At 71.9% G+C, this 16,639-nt stretch carries 18 protein-coding genes; 11 read left to right on the top strand and 7 right to left on the bottom strand.

What is annotated here, in order from left to right; genetic code table 11:
* Window positions 1-25: 25 nt before the first annotated feature.
* Window positions 26-1,198, top strand: a complete 1,173-nt coding sequence (locus IEZ25_RS19355) for a glycoside hydrolase family 16 protein (RefSeq protein WP_191201119.1) — start codon at window positions 26-28, stop codon at window positions 1,196-1,198.
* Here IEZ25_RS19355 and dtd read toward each other — a convergent pair.
* Complete coding sequence (gene dtd, locus IEZ25_RS19350; RefSeq protein WP_191201118.1) at window positions 1,195-1,626, bottom strand: D-aminoacyl-tRNA deacylase; 432 nt, start codon at window positions 1,624-1,626, stop codon at window positions 1,195-1,197. The genes IEZ25_RS19355 and dtd overlap by 4 nt on opposite strands.
* Window positions 1,627-1,643: 17 nt before the next feature.
* Between dtd and IEZ25_RS19345 the strand changes: the two genes are divergently transcribed.
* Window positions 1,644-2,468 (top strand): BKACE family enzyme, encoded by an 825-nt coding sequence (locus IEZ25_RS19345; RefSeq protein WP_191201117.1) that lies wholly within the window; start codon window positions 1,644-1,646, stop codon window positions 2,466-2,468.
* A gap of 121 nt (window positions 2,469-2,589) precedes the next feature.
* On the opposite strand, the gene IEZ25_RS19340 is transcribed toward IEZ25_RS19345, so the two are convergent.
* Genes IEZ25_RS19340 through cysC form a run of 3 tightly spaced genes read right to left on the bottom strand, consistent with a single transcriptional unit; the run spans window position 2,590 to window position 5,388 of the window.
* The gene (locus tag IEZ25_RS19340) at window positions 2,590-3,594 is read right to left on the bottom strand and encodes a sulfite exporter TauE/SafE family protein (RefSeq protein WP_224749346.1); all 1,005 of its coding nucleotides are present in this window, start codon (window positions 3,592-3,594) and stop codon (window positions 2,590-2,592) included.
* Window positions 3,594-4,175, bottom strand: a complete 582-nt coding sequence (locus IEZ25_RS19335; protein WP_191201116.1) for an arsenate reductase/protein-tyrosine-phosphatase family protein — start codon at window positions 4,173-4,175, stop codon at window positions 3,594-3,596. Before IEZ25_RS19335 ends, IEZ25_RS19340 begins: the two co-directional genes overlap by 1 nt.
* On the bottom strand, window positions 4,168-5,388 hold the full coding sequence (gene cysC, locus IEZ25_RS19330; protein WP_318152348.1) for an adenylyl-sulfate kinase: 1,221 nt from the start codon (window positions 5,386-5,388) through the stop codon (window positions 4,168-4,170). The genes IEZ25_RS19335 and cysC overlap by 8 nt, the downstream gene beginning before the upstream one ends.
* Before the next feature lie 40 nt (window positions 5,389-5,428).
* Between cysC and IEZ25_RS19325 the strand changes: the two genes are divergently transcribed.
* The 4 genes from IEZ25_RS19325 (at window position 5,429) to IEZ25_RS19310 (ending at window position 8,113) form a co-directional block, all read left to right on the top strand.
* Window positions 5,429-6,415: an asparaginase gene (locus tag IEZ25_RS19325; protein ID WP_191201115.1), complete on the top strand. Its 987-nt coding sequence runs from the start codon at window positions 5,429-5,431 to the stop codon at window positions 6,413-6,415.
* Window positions 6,416-6,509: 94 nt separating this feature from the next.
* Window positions 6,510-6,932, top strand: a complete 423-nt coding sequence (locus IEZ25_RS19320) for a helix-turn-helix domain-containing protein (RefSeq protein WP_191201114.1) — start codon at window positions 6,510-6,512, stop codon at window positions 6,930-6,932.
* Between the two features lie 41 nt (window positions 6,933-6,973).
* Window positions 6,974-7,717, top strand: a complete 744-nt coding sequence (locus IEZ25_RS19315) for a hypothetical protein (RefSeq protein WP_191201113.1) — start codon at window positions 6,974-6,976, stop codon at window positions 7,715-7,717.
* A gap of 102 nt (window positions 7,718-7,819) precedes the next feature.
* A complete protein-coding gene (locus tag IEZ25_RS19310) occupies window positions 7,820-8,113 on the top strand; it encodes a DUF2516 family protein (protein WP_318152347.1) in 294 nt (97 codons plus the stop codon).
* 11 nt (window positions 8,114-8,124) lie between these two features.
* On the opposite strand, the gene IEZ25_RS19305 is transcribed toward IEZ25_RS19310, so the two are convergent.
* Genes IEZ25_RS19305 through IEZ25_RS19295 form a run of 3 tightly spaced genes read right to left on the bottom strand, consistent with a single transcriptional unit; the run spans window position 8,125 to window position 12,438 of the window.
* Window positions 8,125-9,525 carry a sugar nucleotide-binding protein gene (locus tag IEZ25_RS19305; RefSeq protein ID WP_191201112.1) on the bottom strand — a complete coding sequence of 467 codons (1,401 nt, stop codon included), beginning with the start codon at window positions 9,523-9,525 and terminating at the stop codon, window positions 8,125-8,127.
* A complete protein-coding gene (gene rfbB, locus IEZ25_RS19300; protein ID WP_191201111.1) occupies window positions 9,522-10,520 on the bottom strand; it encodes a dTDP-glucose 4,6-dehydratase in 999 nt (332 codons plus the stop codon). The genes IEZ25_RS19305 and rfbB overlap by 4 nt, the downstream gene beginning before the upstream one ends.
* A 10-nt stretch (window positions 10,521-10,530) precedes the next feature.
* The gene (locus IEZ25_RS19295; protein ID WP_191201110.1) at window positions 10,531-12,438 is read right to left on the bottom strand and encodes a DUF4012 domain-containing protein; all 1,908 of its coding nucleotides are present in this window, start codon (window positions 12,436-12,438) and stop codon (window positions 10,531-10,533) included.
* A 53-nt stretch (window positions 12,439-12,491) separates the two neighbouring features.
* Between IEZ25_RS19295 and rfbA the strand changes: the two genes are divergently transcribed.
* The 5 genes from rfbA (at window position 12,492) to IEZ25_RS19270 (ending at window position 16,634) form a co-directional block, all read left to right on the top strand.
* Window positions 12,492-13,358, top strand: a complete 867-nt coding sequence (gene rfbA / locus IEZ25_RS19290) for a glucose-1-phosphate thymidylyltransferase RfbA (RefSeq protein ID WP_191201109.1) — start codon at window positions 12,492-12,494, stop codon at window positions 13,356-13,358.
* Between the two features lie 91 nt (window positions 13,359-13,449).
* Window positions 13,450-14,025, top strand: coding sequence for a hypothetical protein (locus IEZ25_RS19285; RefSeq protein WP_191201108.1), 576 nt, complete (start codon window positions 13,450-13,452; stop codon window positions 14,023-14,025).
* On the top strand, window positions 14,025-14,336 hold the full coding sequence (locus IEZ25_RS19280) for a hypothetical protein (RefSeq protein ID WP_191201107.1): 312 nt from the start codon (window positions 14,025-14,027) through the stop codon (window positions 14,334-14,336). Before IEZ25_RS19285 ends, IEZ25_RS19280 begins: the two co-directional genes overlap by 1 nt.
* Window positions 14,333-16,108: an alpha/beta hydrolase gene (locus tag IEZ25_RS19275; RefSeq protein WP_191201106.1), complete on the top strand. Its 1,776-nt coding sequence runs from the start codon at window positions 14,333-14,335 to the stop codon at window positions 16,106-16,108. The genes IEZ25_RS19280 and IEZ25_RS19275 overlap by 4 nt, the downstream gene beginning before the upstream one ends.
* Before the next feature lie 10 nt (window positions 16,109-16,118).
* Window positions 16,119-16,634 (top strand): hypothetical protein, encoded by a 516-nt coding sequence (locus IEZ25_RS19270; protein ID WP_191201105.1) that lies wholly within the window; start codon window positions 16,119-16,121, stop codon window positions 16,632-16,634.
* Window positions 16,635-16,639 lie beyond the last annotated feature (5 nt).

The raw sequence follows: 16,639 nt of genomic DNA, 5'->3' as shown, positions 1-16,639 counted from the left end.
GGCGTGGTCGGCCAGACTCGGGCAGATGAGCCGCCCCCCTCGACTCTCGCGACCCTCCCGCCCTCGCCAGCGCCTGCTGTCCGGCCTGCTGGCGGTGGCCTTCGTCACGACCGCCTGCTCGTCGGCGGAGGAGGACCCCGCCCCGCCGTCGTACACCGCCAGCGACGCGATCGAGGCGCGCGTGCTGCCCCAGCTCGCCGCCAACGGAGAGGACACCGAGGCCGCCGACGACGCCGCCTGGGTCGTGGACGTCACCGTCGACGACGCCGAGGAAGGCACCGCCGTCACCCTCGTCGCGAAGTCCGACGACGACTGGGACGACGTGGACGAGCAGGAGACCGATGCCAAGGGCCGCGTCGTGCTGACCTCGACCACCTCGGGCGACCTCCACGTCGTGGTCGGGGACGGGGACGACGCGATCGGGACCGAGGTCTCCACCGACGATGCGCCCGAGGCGACCTTCACCGACGACTTCGACGAGAGCTCGGTCGACGACGAGGGCGGCGCCTGGTTCACCCGCGACCAGGGCCACATCGGAGTCCGCACCTGCTCGCGCGCCGACGCCAGCGGCGCGAAGGTGGCCGACGGGGTGCTGCAGCTGAGCGTCCTGGAGGACCCGGACCGGAGCGACGAGACGTGCCAGCTGCCGGGCAAGCGCAAGAGGTTCCCCTACCGACTCAACGGTCACGTCGGCACCGAGGGCACGTACGCCTTCACCTACGGCTACGCCGCTGCCCGGATCAAGACACAGTCGGCCCGCGGTCAGCACGCGGCGTTCTGGCTGCAGGCCGTCGGCGGCCAGAAGCCCGGTGGTCCGAAGCAGGGTGGCGCCGAGATTGACGTCATGGAGTACTTCGGTGACGACCACCCGCTCGGGGGCCTGACCCAGTTCACCTACTTCCTCGACAAGGCCGGCGAGAAGCAGACCGTCGGCGGGTGGATCCCCGACGTGGAGAAGTACGGCGACGACTGGGCCAGCCAGTACCACGTCTACTCGGTCGAGTGGACCCCCGACGAGTACGTCTTCCGGATCGACGGTCAGGTCACGCAGCGGCTGAAGGGGGAGACGTCCGGGCAGCCGGAGTTCCTCATCCTCAGCCTCCTCTCCTCCGACTACGAGCTGCCCCGCTTCAACGGCGAGCTGCCCGAGCACATGGAGGTCGACTGGGCGCGGGTGTGGGAGACGGGCGCGCCCTAGCCGGCGGAGTCCAGGACGAGGGTGATCGGGCCGTCGTTGACGCTCTCGACCCGCATGTCCGCTCCGAACCGGCCGCGCTCGACGTGGGCGCCGAGTCGCTCGAGCTCGTCGCACACCGCCTCGTAGAGGGGTTCGCTCACGGGGCCCGGAGCCGCTGCCTGCCAGGTGGGCCGGCGACCCTTGCGTGCCTCGCCGTAGAGCGTGAACTGGCTGACGACGAGCACCGGCGCGCCCACGTCGCTCGCGCTCTGCTCGTCGCGCAGGAGGCGGAGGTCCCAGATCTTGCGGGCGATCCACGTCACCTGCTTCTCACCGTCGTCGTGGGTGACGCCGAGGTAGACCAGCAGCCCCGGTCGGTCGAGCTGACCGACCGCCTCGCCGTCGACCCTGACGTTGGCGGAGAGGACTCGCTGGATGACGGCGCGCATGGTGCAAGGATGCCGCCATGTCCGACGAGCTGCTGATCACGGTCGCCCCCACCGGGGCCGAGACCGCCAAGGCCGACTGCCCCCAGCTGCCCACCACGCCCGAGGAGATCGCGCGGACGGCTGCCGAGTGCGAGGCGGCCGGCGCCGCCATGATCCACCTCCACGTCCGTGACGGTGAGCACGCACCGACGCTCGACCAGGCGTTGCTGCGCGAGTGGGTGGCGGCCGTGCGGGAGTCGTCCTCGCTCGTGGTCCAGCTCTCCAGCGGGGGCTCCGTGCACGACCCGCTCGACGAGCGGCTCAAGGTCCTCGACGCCGAGCCGGACTCGTGCTCGCTGACGATGGGCACCACCAACTTCGGCGACGACGTCTTCCTCAACCCGTGGCCCTTCGTGAAGGACCTCTACCAGCTTGCCCTCTCCCGCGGCGTCGCGCCCGAGTTCGAGCTGTTCGACCTCGGCCAGGTGCACGCGCTGGGACGCCTGATCCGGGAGTACGGCGTCCCCGCCGGCGGCAAGGTCCACGTCGACTTCGTGATGGGAGTCCCCGGAGGCATGCCGGGCACCGCGCCCGCGCTCGTCGCCGGGGTCGCGGCCCTCCCGCCGGAGGTGACGACCTGGTCGGCCACCGGCATCGGTCGCTCGACCCTCGCGGTCGCGATGGCCTCGCTGTCGATGGGCGGCCACCTGCGCGTGGGGATGGAGGACGTGCTCACCATCAGTCGTGGCGTGCCCGTCGAGTCCAACGCCCAGCTCGTCGCGCGGGCCGTCGACCTCGGGCGGATCGCGCAGCGTACGCCGATGACGCCTGCTGGGTGCCGGGAGCTGCTGGGCCTGGCCTGAGCCGCCCGCGTCGGACACGTGTCCGCGATCTCGCCCCTCCGTCGCCGCTTCGGGGGCAACTTCTCGGACACGTGTGGCGCGGGCTCAGGTCCACCGCACCGCCGATCGAGGAGCCGTCGCGCTAGCGGTCGATCTTCCTCATGCCGACGACTCCCGGCCGGTAGTCGGGGTCCTCGAGCTCGGCGACCGTCGGTGAGCCGAACATCGGCAGGCCCTGCGACTTGCGGATGAAGCCCCACACGATCGGCAGCACGAGGAGCACGGCGAGGCCGACGCCGGCGATCAGCATCGGGTGGGTCTCGTCCTTGCCGAGCGGCGCCCAGCCGGACTTGTCCAGCAGCGCGACACCGCTCATGGTCAGCACGACCACGATGCCGCGGCGGATGAAGGACTGCGGGACCCGCGGCGCGATCGTGGCACCGAGGATCGTGCCGGGCACCGACCCGATCACCAGCGGGACCAGGATCTCCCAGTCGATGCCGTGCAGTGCGATGTTGGAGATGGCGGCGGCGAGCACCAGCGGCACGGCCTGCACCAGGTCGGTGCCGACCAGCTTCACCGCCGACAGGCCGGGGTAGAGCATCAGCAGCGCGATCATGATGACCGAGCCCGACCCGACGCTGGTGATGCCGACGAGGAGGCCGCCCAGCATGCCGACCAGGAGGGTGGGCACGACCCGGATCGTCGGGTCGTCGTCGTCCACGTGCGTCCCCGAGCGGACCCGCACGAGGTTGACGTAGAGGCGCAGGGCGTACGTCGCCGCGGCCAGCAGCAGGGCGAACCCGATGCAGAGCACCAGCACGTGGTTGAGCTCGTCGATGTCGTCGGTGAACCACGCGACCAGGTGGGGGCCCAGCAGGGCCATCGGGATCGAGCCGATCATCAGCCACATCGCTAGCTTGAGGTTGGGCGAGCCCTCGCGCTTGTGCACGATCGCGCCACCGGTCTTGTAGATCGCGGCTGCGGTGAGGTCGGCCGTGACGACGGTGGCGGGTGCCCCGACACCCAGGAACAGCAGGGCCGGGGTCATGAGCGCTCCACCGCCCATGCCGGTGAGGCCGACCACGACGCCGACGAAGAAGCCGGCCGCGAGGATCGAGAAGAACGCGGCAGTGATCCAGTCCATCAGGCGTCCTCACCCTCGCGCGCGGCCCGGCGGCCCTCGGGCCACGTGGTGCCGACCAGCCGCGGAACGATGTCGCTCAACATGGTCGTGATTGTGCCGGTTGCCTGGGCCGATGCCTTCTTCCCCCGCCGGTAGGGGTCGGCGACGTCGTGCTCCGGGACGGAGTGGACGCGTCGCTGCCCGGCGGCGGCGATCAGGTCCCGCCCGCTCAGGTCCGCGAGGTCACCTGCGGCATCGGACGCGAGGGTGGCGGCGAACTGGCCCAGGGTGAACAGCCTGCGGTGGAGCCGCGGGTGGTCGTCGAGGATGTGCTGCCGGTGCACCGCCTGGGCGGTGAGCACCAGGTCGGCACTCGCGAGCAGCGAGCCGGTCAGGCGTCGGCTGCGGAACCCGTCGGCCATGCCGGCGGGAAGGGTGGCGGCCATCGCGGCGTCCATCGGCTCACCGTCGCGGGCATGGGTGCCGCAGCTGCGGAAGACGACGTCGGCCGCGCCGGCGAGGTCGCGCGCGACCAGCTCCATCGCAGGTGAGCGGCAGATGTTGGCGGTGCACACGAAGAGCACCGACAGCGGCTCAGGCATCGGCTCGGGCAGGGCCCTGGGTCAGGTGCAGGTAGCCGGCCTCGTCGAGCGCGACCAGCACGTCGTCGAGGGCGTCCTCGATGCTCCGGCCCGTCGTGTCGACGCGGACGGCAGGGTCCTCGGGCTCGTCGTAGGGCGAGGAGATGCCGGTGAACTCGGGGATCTGGCCGGCACGAGCCTTGGCGTAGAGCCCCTTGCGGTCGCGGCGCTCGCACTCCTCGAGCGGCGTGGCGACGTGGACGAGGAAGAACGCACCGCCGGCGGACTCCACCATCTCCCGCACCTGCTCGCGGGTCTCGGCGAAGGGCGCGATCGGCGAGCACACGGCGACCCCGCCGTGCCGGGCGATCTCAGCGGCCACCCAGCCGATGCGGCGGATGTTGGTCTCCCGGTCGGCCTTCGAGAAGGTCAGCCCTGCGGAGAGGTGCCGGCGCACGACGTCGCCGTCGAGGCTGGTGGCCGAGCGGCCGCCCTGCTCGAGCAGGAGATCCATCAGCGCCCGGGCGAGCGTGGACTTGCCGCTGCCGGACAGGCCGGTGAAGAAGAGGACGAGGCCCTGGTCCTCGGGCTCGGGCCGGTCCTCCTCGACGATGGCGGCGATGGACACGGGGTAGTCGTCGGTCTCGGTGTCACCGGCCTCGCTGCCCACCCCGCGCGAGGGGAGCGCGTGCACGGGGTCGTCACCGGCGTACGTCGCGATGACCCGCACGCCCAGGGCGTGGTCGGCCTCGGCATCGCCGTGGGAGGGGAGGGGTACGGCGACCACGCTGGCGTCGTCGAGCAGGTCGGCAGCGGCCAGGGTGGCCCGCACGAGCGCGACGGGGGAGAGGGCGGCGGTGCCGGTGCCCGTCAGCGCCACCAGCACCACGCGGCCCAACCTCCGGACGTCGTCGAGGTCGGCGTCGGTCAGGGCGTCCACGACCGGCACGAACGTGGCGCCCGCGTGCTGCTCACGCACCCGCGCCGGCGTGAGGTGCAGCCGGCGGAAGGGTCCGTACTCGGCGTGCGCGAGGGGCTGCACGCTCCCGTCGGCCGTGACGCGGGCGAGGGGGAGTCCCTCGGGGTCGACCAGCTCGGCCTCGCTCACCCCGTCGGGAAGGTCGAGGGTGATGAGGCTCGCGGGCTCGTTGAAGCCGGTGGTCGGCGCGTAGGCGCCGGAGACGAGGAGCTCCAGGTCGTCGAGCTCGGTCGGCGTGGGGCAGTGCTGGATCACCCGCGCATCCTCTCACCCGAGGCTTGAGTAGCCTGCCCGCATGTCGTCTGCCGTCACCACTGTCGAGCGCCCGGGCCTGCCGGTCGTCGCCGAGATCGTCCGCTCCGGCTTCGTGGAGGGTCACCACTACGGCTCGATCGTCGCGCTCGCTGCCGACGGCAGCATCGACTGGTCCGTCGGCGAGGTGACGGCGCCCGTGCTGCCCCGCTCGAGCAACAAGCCGATCCAGGCGCTGGCGATGGTCGAGCTCGGCCTGGACCTCCCCGCCGACCTGTTGGCACTGGCCTGCGCCTCCCACTCCGGCGAGCCGATCCACGTCGAGGGCGTGCGCCGCACGCTCGCCTCGGCGGGCCTCGACGAGACGGCCCTCCAGACGCCCGCGGACTTCCCCCTCGACGACGCCGCCCGGGAGTCGGTGATCCGCGCCGGGGGGTCGCGGACGCCGATCCTGATGAACTGCTCGGGCAAGCACGCCGCGATGCTCGCCACCTGCGTGCACATGGGGTGGGACACCACGACCTACCTCGACCCCCACCACCCGCTGCAGCTCGCCATGCTCGACACCTTCGCCCGGCTGACCGGCGAGCCGGTGACCACGGTCGCGATCGACGGCTGCGGCGCACCGCTGCTCTCCACCTCCCTCACCGGGCTGGCCCGCGCATTCGCGAGGCTGGCGACCGCGGCCGACGGACCGGAGCACCGCATCGCGGAGGCGATCCGCTCGCACCCGGAGCTCGTCAGCGGCACCACGCGAGACGAGCTCACGCTCCACCGGGCGGTTCCGGGCCTGATCGGCAAGGCCGGCGCCGAGTCCTGCTACGCGGTGGCGCTGCCCGACGGGCGTGCGTGGGCGCTCAAGACCGACGACGGTGCCCCCCGGGTGCGCCCGGTGCTGATGGCCGAGGCGCTGCGTCGCTCGGGGCTCCTGGCCGAGGACGGCGTCGACGCCGAGGCGGTCCTGAGCACCGGCCGGCTCGAGCTGCTGGGCGGCGGGAAGCCGGTCGGCGAGATCCGTGCTGCCTTCTAGCTAGCGCCTGCAGCCCTCCTGCTTCCAGGATTTGTGAGGACCGTCACCGGTCGAGAGTTTGTGTTTCGCTAACTCGTGTTAGCACACTGGAGGCATGGCCAGGGACACGAGCACGTCGACAGGCAGGCCCGTCAGCAAGAAGGCGGGGAAGGCGGTCGCCGGATCCATCGGCACCCTCGGTGACTACCTCAAGGAGCAGCGCCTGGCCGCGAGCCTCTCGCTGCGGCAGCTGGCCGACCAGGTCGGGGTGAGCAACCCCTACCTCAGCCAGATCGAGCGCGGCCTGCGCAAGCCGTCGGCCGAGGTGCTGCAGCAGCTGGCGCGCGCGCTCCGCGTCTCGGCCGAACAGCTCTACGTCCGCGCCGGGATCGTCCACCCCGACGCCGGCGAGACCGGCTCCGTCGAGCTCGCGATCCTCGCCGACGCCGGTCTCACCGAGCGCCAGAAGCACTCGCTGCTCGACGTCTACGCCTCGTTCCTCGCGCTCAACGAGCGCGACGCGCAGGCCCCCCAGTGATGCACCACCGACCAGCACCCACCCACCAGAAGGAGAACGACATGGCCACCGCCAAGTTCGACATCAAGACCGAAGCCCTCAAGCCCGTCCTCGCGGGCGTCGGCGCCACCGACCTCGCCGTCGGCGTCGTCCGCGAGGCCGTCGCCGACGTCCAGAAGCGTCTGTCCGCCGTCGAGGCGCGCCTCGCGGCCGCCCAGAAGTCGGCTGCTCGCACCGCCTCGGACCCCCAGGCCCTGCGTACGCAGGCCGTCAGCGTGGTGAGCGCCCGCGTCGACGCGATCGCCAAGGACGCCCAGGCACGCCGCGCGGCCGTCGAGGCTCGCGTCGCGGACCTCCAGGCCTACCCGTCCAAGGTCTCCACGCTCGTCGACGACAACGTCGCCGTCGCCAACGCGACCTACGCCGACCTGGTCAAGCGCGGGGAGTCGCTCGTCGGGCGGATCCGCCGCCAGGAGTCGACGACCGCCACGGTGAAGTCCGCCAGGACCACGGTCGCGAAGGCGAAGACCACCGCGACCCAGGCCGAGAAGGCCGCCGACGCCACCGCCGCCGCTGCCGACAGGACCGCTGCGACCAAGGCCGCCCCGAAGCCGAGGCCCACCGCCAAGAAGGCGACCAGGGCGGCTGCGGCCAAGAAGGGGGCGGCCACCACCGCCCGCAAGAGCGCCGCGAAGAAGACCGCCACCGCCCAGGGCAGCGCCAAGGCCACCGCGACGTCCGCGACGAAGACGGCCGCCAGCGCGGCCAAGGCCGTCGCCGACGCCGCCGAGAAGGTCGGCGGCTGAAGAGCGGTCGACCCGCACGCAGGCCAGCTCATGCTGTTCTGAGGAAGGACCCCCGCCCGTCGTGGTGGGGGTCCTTTTCGTCGGTGGCCCTACGCTGGTCCCGTGAACCCGTGGATCTTCGAGAGCTGGCTGATGCTGGTCGTGCTGGTGGCGGCCATCGCGATCAAGGGCTTCGCGTTCGTCAACGCCGTCACCTACTCCGCCGAGGCCTACCACGCCGCGGGCAAGCTCACCAAGCAGGCGTGGTGCCTCATCACCGGGCTCGGGTTCGCCGCCCAGCTGATCCTGCTGGGATCGCCGCTCAACATCATCAGCCTGATCTTCACGATCGCCGCGCTCGTCTACCTCGCCGACGTCCGTCCCGCGCTGCGCGAGGTCACCTCGGGCCGACGCTGAGCGCGCCGGCCTCAGGCCAGGTAGCGGTCCAGCGCGACCAGCGCGTCCTCGGGCTCGAAGCCGGTGGCGCGGATCTTGTCCAGCGACAGCGCGGAGTTCAGCGGGCGCGGCGCGAACGGGTTCCCCTGCGCCAGCACCCCCTCGGCGTACGCCGCCGTGCTGGTGCCGGACACGTCGTCCGCGCTGCGTCCGGAGCGCTCGAAGACGGCCTGCGCGATCTCGCGCCACGACATCGCCGGACCGCCGTTGGAGAGGTGGTAGGTGCCGAAGGGCGCGTCGGAGTCGAGCAGGTGCTGCGTGGCCCGGACCAGCTCGCCGGTGAAGGTCAGCCGGCCGACCTGGTCGTCGACGACGCTGGGCGAGACGCCCTTCTCGGCGAGCGACTGCATGGTGCGCACGAAGTTCTTGCCATCGCCGATCACCCACGACGTCCGCAGCACGTAGTGGCGCGGCGCGAGCCCGACCGCCACGTCGCCGGCCGCCTTCGACTGGCCGTAGACGCCCAGCGGTGAGAGGGCCTCGTCCTCGAGGTGGCCGGGCTCGAGCCCGGCGGTGCCGTCGAAGACGTAGTCGGAGGAGAAGTGGACGAGGGTGAACCCGTGCTGGCGGGCCAGTCCGGCGAGGGTGGCGGGGCCAGTCACGTTGGCTGCCCACGCCGCGACCCGGCCCTCCGCGGTCTCGGCGACGTCGACCGCGGTGTACGCCGCCGCGTTGAGGACGACGCCGTAGTCGTGCCACGGGAAGTCGGCCACGGCCGCTGCGTCGGTCACGTCGAGCTCGCTCCGCGTACGGGTGTCGGCGGCGGGGAAGGCCTCGGCGAAGGCCCGGCCGAGCTGGCCGCCGGCCCCGAGCACCAGGACCTTCCTGGCCGGGATCGCGGTGCCGGGGTCGAGCGACGGGTTGTGCTGGTCCTTCTCGCTGATGATCGCCTCGGTCAGCGGGATCGGCCACTCGATCGCCACCGTCGGGTCGCTGAGCGCGAGGGCGGGGTAGGCGATGCCCGGTCGCCAGTGCTCGTTGACCAGGTAGGTGTAGGCCGTCGCGTCCTCGAGGGTCTGGTAGCTGTTGCCGACGCCGCGCGGCACGAAGACCGCGACGGAGGTGTCCATCTCCAGGGAGAACGTCGCGCCGAAGGTCTCGCCCTCGCGCATGTCGACCCACGCACCGAAGATCCGGCCGGTGGCCAGGGAGACGAACTTGTCCCACGGCTCGGTGTGGATGCCCCGGGTGACGCCCCGGTCGCTGTTGAAGGAGACGTTGTTCTGGACCGGCCCGAAGTCGGGCAGGCCGATCGCGAGCATCTTCTCGCGCTGCCAGTTCTCCTTGAAGAACCCGCGGTCGTCGTCGCGTCGGTCGAGCCGGACCACGACCAGCCCGGGTATGGGCGTGGTCTCCAGGGAGGGAAGGCTCACTGGCCCAGCTCCCGGTACTTCGCCTCCGTGGCGTCCTTGTGGGGACGCCACCAGTCCTCGTGCTGCTGGTACCACTCGATGGTGCTGGCCAGGCCGGACTCGAAGTCCTGGAACTGCGGGCTCCAGCCGAGCTCCTGGCGCAGCTTGCCCGACTCGATGGCGTAGCGCATGTCGTGGCCGGCGCGGTCGGTGACGTGGTCGAACGCGTCCGCGGGCTGGCCCATGAGGCTCAGGATGAGGCGGACGACCTCGAGGTTGTTCTTCTCGCCGTCGGCGCCGATGAGGTAGGTCTCGCCGATCTCACCCGTGGTCAGGATCGTCAGCACGGCCGAGGAGTGGTCGTCGGCGTGGATCCAGTCACGCACGTTCTCGCCGGAGCCGTAGAGCTTGGGGCGGATGCCGTCGATGACGTTGGTGATCTGGCGTGGGATGAACTTCTCGATGTGCTGCCAGGGCCCGTAGTTGTTGGAGCAGTTCGACACCGTCGCCTGCACGCCGAAGCTGCGGACCCACGCGCGGACCAGGTGGTCGGAGCCGGCCTTGGACGCGGAGTAGGGGGAGGACGGGTTGTAGGGGGTGTCCTCGGTGAACCGCTTCGGGTCGTCGAGCTCGAGGTCGCCGTAGACCTCGTCGGTCGAGACGTGGTGGAGGCGCTTGTCGTGCTTCCGCACGGCCTCGAGGATCGTGTAGGTGCCGAGGATGTTCGTCCTGATGAACGGGCTCGGGTCGTGCAGCGAGTTGTCGTTGTGCGACTCCGCCGCGTAGTGGACGACCGCGTCGTGCGCCGCCACCAGCGGGTCGACGGTGTCCTCGTCGGCGATGTCGCCGACGACCAGCTGCACCCGGTCCTCGGGGAGGCCGGCGAGCGACTCCTTCGAGGCGGCGTAGGTGAGCTTGTCGAGGACGGTGATGGTGAGGTCGGTGTGCTCGACGAGGTGGTGCACGAAGTTCGACCCGATGAACCCCGCGCCCCCGGTCACGAGAAGGCGTTCCATGGCCGGGAGTCTAGGGCGACCCGGCCGCCGTGACCGAGCCGGTGAGGCTGAAGCTCGGCTGCGTCACCAGTCCCGGTGAGTCGTACCTCGCCCGTCCGGGGCCGGAGCGGGTCCACCCCTCGGGCAGGTCGGACACGTCGTAGCCGTCGGGCCACCGCACCTGGACCGTGAGGGCCTCGGGCGTCACCAGCCCCTGCGGCGTGGCGGCGAGACGGTAGGTGAGGGTGCCGTCACCGGGCGCGAGCGCGGCGGCCGGGACGACGTACTCGAGCACGGCCTCGCGCGTCGCCTGCGGTGGCAGCGTCATCCGGAGCAGCTTGTAGGGGCGGCCGTAGTAGTCGAAGGTCCGGAGGCCCTGCTGCCTGCCGGCGGAGGTGGCGGCGGTGACCTCGACGTCCGAGGGCAGGAAGACCCCGATCGTCATGCCGTTCCAGCGGGTGCGGCTGCTGCCGCCGCGCGGGTCGCCGTAGATCTGGTCGGCACCGTAGGGCGGCGAGTCGTTGAAGACCGAGATCGTCATCCGGACCTTCGCCGAGCCGTCCTCGCGCAGCCGTACGTCACTGGTGACCGTGCGGCGCTGCCAGTAGTCGGCCTTGGACTGGTTGGTGTTCTGGTTGAACACCGCGACGTAGTCGTTGCCGGTGTCGGAGAGGTCGCCCGCCAGCCCCGTGTCGGCGACCGCCGACTGCACGTCCGGGTCGCGCATCCAGAGCGCGAAGTGGCGGCCCTGGGCGGAGGCCCGGAGCGACTCGATCTTCTCGATCCCCTGGCCGGGCTGGAACAGGCGCTCGGCGAACACCGGCACGATCGCCCGGTTGAGGTCGTGTCGCGCCTCGTTGTCGGGGAAGGCGTCGTAGTCGCCGACCATCTTCTCGGTGAAGTTGAAGGCGTCGAGGGTGCCGTAGGTCGGCGCCTCGACCGGCCCGGTGATCCGGAGCATGTCGGCGAGCGCGACGACGTCGACCGCGATCAGGCCGTCGGTCTCCTGGCCGGTGCGCCGCGCCCAACCCCGCAGCAGCTCCTCCCCGGACACCGACCAGTCCGGGGCGAAGGTGGCGGTCGACAGGCGCAGCTTGCCCTTGTGGAACGGGTTGCCCTCGACCTTCGGCCACCGGCCGACCCGGTAGAGGTCGGGGTCGGAGGTGTCGCGGGCCTCGCCGATGGTGAGCCTGCCGCCGGACACCGCGATCGGGGCCACGGTCAGCGGCGCACCCCCGGAGAAGCGCTGCTCGGAGGGGTTGAGGAGCGCCAGGAGGTAGGTCTTGTCACCGTCCGCGCCGAGGAGGTCGGGCAGCACGGAGGTGAGGGACTTCGCGCGGCGGGCGCCGGAGGCCAGCGGCCCCACGATGTCGGAGGCCTCGTCACGGGCGTCGCCCAGCCGGGTGCCGATGCCGACGCTGGAGGCGCGGACGTCGCCGAGCTCGACCTGAGCCGCGTCGAGGTTGCTGCTCGCCTCGTCGACGGCACCCACGAGCTTCTCGAGCGTCGGCAGGTCGACGGAGCGGTTGCCGAACAGCGTGGCCCTCCTGCCGTTGACGGACGGCCACGTGTCCACGGCGACCTCGGCCGCGGTGGTGAGGTGGTCGAGCGCGTTGCCCAGGTGTCGTACGTCGGACACGGGCCGGCCCACGACGGGGATCAGGCTCCAGACGTCGCCCCCGACGCCTTGCACGGCGTCCTGCACCTGGTCGGCGTGACGCCGGGCGCTGTCCACGCTCGAGGCGGCCGCGTCGACGTCGCCGGCAGCGAGCGAGGTGCGCGCCGCCTCGAGGTCGGCGCGCGCCCCCTCCGCATGGCCGGGGGCCTTGAGGAACGGGATGGCCAGCAGCGCGAGCACCACGAGCAGGAGCAGCAGCCCGCCGATCACAGTGGCGGGCCGGACCAGCCGTCGCTTCGACGTGCGACGGGAGGACGGCATGCCGCACATCGTGCCAAACCGTGCGGAACCGCGTGGGCCAATAGGGTGAGCCCATGCGTGGAATCATCCTGGCCGGTGGCACCGGCTCGCGACTGCACCCGATCACCCAGGGCATCAGCAAGCAGCTGGTCCCGGTCTACGACAAGCCGATGATCTACTACCCGCTCTCCACGCTGATGCTCGCGGGGATCCGAGACGTCCTGATCATCACCACGCCGCACGAGGCCGAGGGCTTCCACCGGCTGCTCGGTGACGGCTCGCAGTTCGGCATCGACCTGACCTTCGCGGTGCAGCCCAGCCCCGACGGGCTCGCCCAGGCATTCGTCATCGGCGCCGACCACATCGGCGACCAGCGCTCGGCGCTCGTGCTCGGCGACAACATCTTCTACGGCTCCGGGCTCGGCTCGCAGCTGCTGCGGTTCAAGGACCTCGACGGTGCCGCGGTCTTCGGCTACCACGTCGCCGACCCCCGGGCCTACGGCGTGGTCGAGTTCGACGAGCAGGGTCGCGCGCTGTCGCTGGAGGAGAAGCCGGAGCAGCCGAAGAGCGACTTCGCCGTGCCTGGCCTCTACTTCTACGACAACGACGTGGTGCAGTACGCCGCCGAGCTCGAGCCGTCGGCGCGCGGCGAGCTGGAGATCACCGACCTCAACCGCCGCTACCTCGAGGAGGGCCGGCTGCACGTGGAGGTGCTGCCGCGTGGCACCGCGTGGCTCGACACCGGCACCTTCGACTCCCTCAACGACGCCTCCAACTTCGTCCGCACGATCGAGGGGCGGCAGGGCTTCAAGGTCGGCGCACCCGAGGAGGTCGCGTGGCGGATGGGCTGGCTCTCCGACGACGAGCTCGCCGCGCGCGCCGAGCCGCTGCGCAAGAGCGGCTACGGCGAGTACCTGCTCGCGCTGCTGCGGCACGGCTGAACGAGTTCTCCCCAGGCGCGGGCAGTCGCGTTTCGACGCGGCCGCTCCCGGGGAGACGTGAGGGCACACCGGACGACAGAGGAGGACCCGGGTGTCCGAGCAGCCAGACCTGGAATTCACACGCGACGCCGCCGCCGGGCGCGCCGTCCGGGAAGACCCCTTCTGGTCGACCGTCCTGCGCCGTCACGGTGACGTCGACCTGGTCGTCCTGCCGCCCGAGGTGACGGCGGAGGTCGAGGTGCCGGCCGATGAGCCGACGGTCGACCCGGCTGAGGCCCGCGCCCGGCTGCGCGGCGAGATGGCCGCCTTCTGGGCCGGCCTCGGCCTCCCCGGTGAGCCGAGCCGGCTCGACGACGTGTGGTTCGCCGGTGCGGCCGACGGCACCCTGAGGTGGCAGGGCACCGCCACCTTCGACGACGTGGATCCGGCCACCACCTCGGCGACGCTCGAGCGGGCGCGGGCGTTGCTGCCCGACGAGGCGGGCTGGCACGTCCTGGCGCCGCCCGAGGGGATCCCCCGGGTGCTCGCGGGGCGCCCCGCGAGGCTCGGTCGCGAGGAGGTGCAGGTGCTGCTCGCGACACCGTCGCGGGTCGTCGTACGCCTGCGCAGCGCCCTCGTGCACACCGGTCCCGAGGCTGCCGCGCTCGCGCGAGGGGGTGAGGTCTGATGGGCGATCCCCTGGTCTGGCAGATGGAGACGCTGCGGCGCGGCACCACCGCCTGGGAGTCGCAGGAAGAGCTGATGGACGCCACGGCGCGGGCCCTCGGCGGAGCCTCCTCGGCCGCACTGCCGCCGAGCGTGCAGGCGGCCGCCACCAGCTTCCTGACCGGCTGGGCCGGCCACGCCGGCGAGAGCGCGGAGATCGCACGCGGCTTCGTCGGCGCGCTGCAGGCGACCGCCGACGACTACTCCACCTCCGAGGACGCGGTCGACCGTCAGTTCAGCGACCTCGGCGCACGTCTGGGGCCGGCGCGATGACGGTCACGATCGAGGTCCCAGCGTCGGTGCCGGCGCAGGTCAAGAAGCCCGAGGGCGACGCCGGCGGGTCCGACGCGCTCGCCACGACCCTCTACGAGGCCGCCGGTCGCTACGAGGAGTTCGCCGACCGCGCCCAGGAGGTGCAGGACCTCGGCAGCTGGGCCGGGGTCGCCTACGCCGCCTACAAGGAGGCCTCCGGCACCGCCTCGACGGAGCACGCCGCCATGGGCGTCACGGTGCGCCGGGTGGCCCGTGGCGTCACCGCCTTCACCGACACCCTGCGCGACCTGCTGCGCGACCACGACGACCTCCTCGAGCGCAAGCGCGGCCTCGACGACCGCCGCACCACCCTGATCGCCGACATCGACGCCGCGGTCGACGTGACGGAGGCCCAGGTCGCGGCCTTCCGCGAGCGCTCGGTCGACCTGCGCGCCGACTACTCCGAGCTGGTCACCGCCGACGACGACCTGCAGCGACGGGTCCGGGAGAACGAGACCCTGCTGCGGCAGGTCTTCCAGGCCGCCGACACCCTCGCGGAGTCGACCTCCGCGGACGGTGGCGTCCCGCCCCTGGCCGAGTCGGCGATCAACCGCCCCGGTGCGCCGGGATCCGGCGCCACCCCGGAGGAGGTCAAGGCGTGGTGGGACGGCCTGACCGAGGCCGAGCGGGAGGCCGTCATCGCGGCCTACCCCGAGCGGATCGGACAGGGCGACGGGCTGCCGTCCGATGCCCGCGACCAGGCCAACCGCGTGCTCCTCGACGACGACCTGGCCCGGCTCGCCGCCAAGTCCGAGGACGGCACCATCTCCGCCACCGAGCGCCGGATCCTGGAGAACGCCCAGCGCACCCAGGAGGCGCTCGCCAACGCCGACGCCTACACCGACCCGCTCGACCCGGGCGTGAAGCCGGGCGGACAGCTCTGGCTCTACGACCCGGCCGCCTACGACGGCGACGGTCGGGTCGCGGTGGCCGTGGGCGACCTCGACACCGCGGCGGACGTCGCCGTCTTCACGCCGGGCATCAGCACCGACATGACCAGCGTGACCGGCTACACCGACCAGATGATGAACCTCTACGAGTCGACCCGCTACAACGGCGACGGCTCCAGCGTGGCGACGATGTTCTGGCTGGGTTACGACGCGCCCGACGGCCCGACCGACCTCGCCACCCTGACCGAGGGACGCGCCGAGGAAGGCGGGCGCAACCTCGCCGACGCGATCGACGGGCTGCGGGCCTCGCGCGCCGACGACCCGGCCCACCTGACGGCCATCGGGCACAGCTACGGCTCGACCACCACGTCGTACGCCGCTCACGGCGACACCATCGACGTCGACGACGTGGTGCTCATCGGCAGCCCGGGCGCCGGGCCGGCCGACCGGGCGAGCGACTTCGGTGTCGGCGAGGACCACGTCTACGTCGGGCGTGACAGCCGCGACTTCGTGGCCACGCTCGGCGACGAGGGGTGGATCGGCAAGTTCGGGATCGGACTCGGGACGGACCCGTCGTCGGAGGACTTCGACGCCACCCGCTTCGAGGCCGAGGACGTCGATCGCAGCTGGCACCGCAACACCGACGAGGCGCACAGCTCCTACCTCGACAGCGACAGCGAGTCGCTCTACAACATCGGTCGCATCGTCGACGGTCACGGTGAGGACGTGAACGGGGCCGCGCAGAGCTACGACCCCTGGTGGGGGCCGCCCCAGGATCCCGAGTGGGACCGCGACCCGACGGCCGACCAGCCCGGCCGGTCCGACACGACCGCCGACCGGTGATGATGTGCACATGAAGCTGTCGCCGCTGCGCCTCCTGCTGGGACTGGCCCTGGTGCTCGGCCTCGGGGCGTGCGGCGATCCCGACCCCGCCCAGGCGGCCGACGAGCTGGCCGAGATGAAGTCCGAGGTCAACGCCGAGCTCCGCGACATGGCCGCGGTGCTCACCGGTGCCGGGCTCGCGGTCGAGCGGGCGCAGGGACGGGTCGAGAGCGAGGGCATGTCGACCTATCGAGGGCAGGACTACAAGGCCTCGGCGATCGTCGTCGGGGAGGGCGACGAGGGTGACGTGGTCGATCGGGCGCTGACCGCGCTCGAGGACGCTGGCTGGACCCGGAAGTCCGTCGACCTCGATGCGTCCGAGCCCTTCGCCCAGCTCGAGCGCGACGACTTCCGCGCCACGGTCGGCTGGACCAAGGTGGGCGACCGCGAGCTCGTGCTCGAGCTCGACCAGAAGGGCTCGGTGGAGTTCCCGAAGGACACCAGCCCGGTCGACCGCGACAACTCCGAGGACATCCCGCTCGACTGAGGCTC

The organism is Nocardioides hwasunensis (genome assembly GCF_014779665.1).
Classification (GTDB): Bacteria; Actinomycetota; Actinomycetes; order Propionibacteriales; family Nocardioidaceae; genus Nocardioides; species Nocardioides hwasunensis.
The sequence above is the reverse complement of the archived record's forward strand: the minus strand, read 5'-3'. Positions and strand labels throughout refer to the sequence as shown.

What these genes read in the sequence shown, in the direction of transcription:
- IEZ25_RS19320 (WP_191201114.1), top strand. Translation starts at nt 6,510, where the DNA reads ATGGCCAGGGACACGAGCACGTCGACAGGCAGGCCCGTCAGCAAGAAG.
- IEZ25_RS19355 (WP_191201119.1), top strand. Translation starts at nt 26, where the DNA reads ATGAGCCGCCCCCCTCGACTCTCGCGACCCTCCCGCCCTCGCCAGCGC.
- IEZ25_RS19315 (WP_191201113.1), top strand. Translation starts at nt 6,974, where the DNA reads ATGGCCACCGCCAAGTTCGACATCAAGACCGAAGCCCTCAAGCCCGTC.
- rfbA (WP_191201109.1), top strand. Translation starts at nt 12,492, where the DNA reads ATGCGTGGAATCATCCTGGCCGGTGGCACCGGCTCGCGACTGCACCCG.
- rfbB (WP_191201111.1), bottom strand. Translation starts at nt 10,520, where the DNA reads ATGGAACGCCTTCTCGTGACCGGGGGCGCGGGGTTCATCGGGTCGAAC.
- IEZ25_RS19295 (WP_191201110.1), bottom strand. Translation starts at nt 12,438, where the DNA reads ATGCCGTCCTCCCGTCGCACGTCGAAGCGACGGCTGGTCCGGCCCGCC.
- IEZ25_RS19345 (WP_191201117.1), top strand. Translation starts at nt 1,644, where the DNA reads ATGTCCGACGAGCTGCTGATCACGGTCGCCCCCACCGGGGCCGAGACC.
- IEZ25_RS19340 (WP_224749346.1), bottom strand. Translation starts at nt 3,594, where the DNA reads ATGGACTGGATCACTGCCGCGTTCTTCTCGATCCTCGCGGCCGGCTTC.
- IEZ25_RS19280 (WP_191201107.1), top strand. Translation starts at nt 14,025, where the DNA reads ATGGGCGATCCCCTGGTCTGGCAGATGGAGACGCTGCGGCGCGGCACC.
- IEZ25_RS19325 (WP_191201115.1), top strand. Translation starts at nt 5,429, where the DNA reads ATGTCGTCTGCCGTCACCACTGTCGAGCGCCCGGGCCTGCCGGTCGTC.
- IEZ25_RS19275 (WP_191201106.1), top strand. Translation starts at nt 14,333, where the DNA reads ATGACGGTCACGATCGAGGTCCCAGCGTCGGTGCCGGCGCAGGTCAAG.
- IEZ25_RS19270 (WP_191201105.1), top strand. Translation starts at nt 16,119, where the DNA reads ATGAAGCTGTCGCCGCTGCGCCTCCTGCTGGGACTGGCCCTGGTGCTC.
- dtd (WP_191201118.1), bottom strand. Translation starts at nt 1,626, where the DNA reads ATGCGCGCCGTCATCCAGCGAGTCCTCTCCGCCAACGTCAGGGTCGAC.
- IEZ25_RS19335 (WP_191201116.1), bottom strand. Translation starts at nt 4,175, where the DNA reads ATGCCTGAGCCGCTGTCGGTGCTCTTCGTGTGCACCGCCAACATCTGC.